This is a genomic window from Bradyrhizobium sp. LMTR 3 (assembly GCF_001693485.1).
In the GTDB taxonomy this organism is placed as follows: Bacteria; Pseudomonadota; Alphaproteobacteria; order Rhizobiales; family Xanthobacteraceae; genus Bradyrhizobium.
The window spans coordinates 1-1,115 of the sequence record NZ_MAXC01000045.1 but is presented as its reverse complement, the minus strand read 5'-3'; the positions used below and the strand labels follow the sequence as shown (position 1 = coordinate 1,115).

The 1,115-nt window shown below is 61.5% G+C and carries 1 protein-coding gene; it reads right to left on the bottom strand.

Going from position 1 to position 1,115, the window contains the following annotated elements; translation table 11 throughout:
- Positions 1-1,115, bottom strand: a 1,115-nt coding sequence (locus tag LMTR3_RS26135; protein ID WP_245320001.1) for an Ig-like domain-containing protein, incomplete at both ends; no start/stop codon positions are given.

Sequence of the window (1,115 nt, the reverse complement as noted above, 5' to 3'; positions counted from 1 at the left end):
CTGTTGGCGGCAGCGGTACCCTTGAGCTGGAGGGTATTATCGCTGGTGATGCCATCGCCGGCCGCTCCGGTGTCGTTCGAGAACGACGCGATGGTCGGCGTCGCCGGTGTGGCCGGGGGTGCCGAGGTGCCGGTGCTGGCCGTGACCACGGCAGACGCCGCGCCGGTGTTGCCTGCCGCATCCGTCGCCTTTGCGGTGAGGCTGTGCGAACCGGCCGCAAGGGCGCCGGTGGTATAGTTCCACGCGCCACTGCTGTTGGCCGTCGCGGTCCCGATCTGGGTCGTGCCGTCGAATACCTTCACGACGCTGTTCGCTTCCGCCGTACCGGTCAGGTTCAGGCCGCCGTTGGCGTTGTTGGTTGGCGTCGCCATCGTCGGCGCCGTGGGCGCCGCAGTGTCAATTTTCACGGCAAGTACCGATGACGTCGAACTGGTGCCCGACGTTGTGGTGGCCGTAGCCTTGAGGCTATGGTTGCCGTCCGTCAGCGCAGCGGTCGTGTAGCTCCAGGCGCCACTGCTGTTGGCCGTGGCGGTCCCGATCTGGGTCGTGCCGTCGAACACCTTCACGGTGCTGTTCGCGGCCGCGCTGCCGCTCACAGTCAGCGTGTTGTCGTTGGTGATGCCATCACCGGCTGCGCCGCTGTCGTTCGAAAAGTGGTCGATCGTTGTCATCCCGCCGCCGCCACCGCCGCCTTCCACTGGGAAAGGCGGTGGGATAAGTGGACCTGGAACGAGTTCACCATTTACGATCGTTGCGGAGCGGACATTTTCCCACTGAGTAATGTTTATGTCCGCATTGACTTCCTGAAAGAGAATGTCGTCGTAGCCAAACGGTCCGACAAAATACACGTCCTTGAGGGATACCGAGATATCGTTTGCATCCGCGGCAATACGCAAGCCAAACGGACCACCTTGGAACACCACGTTATCGAAAGTGAGCGTGCCACTCCAATCATCCGCAACGAACATACCAGCAGTTGCAGCGGTGTTGTGGGCGACGATCGTCGTATTCGTGATCGTCACATTCCCGGTGCTGCCGGGGGCATAGATCTGAATAGTATCGGCGTGATCGCTCCCTTGTCCCGTCGATTCAAGGTACGAATTGCTGATGGTGAC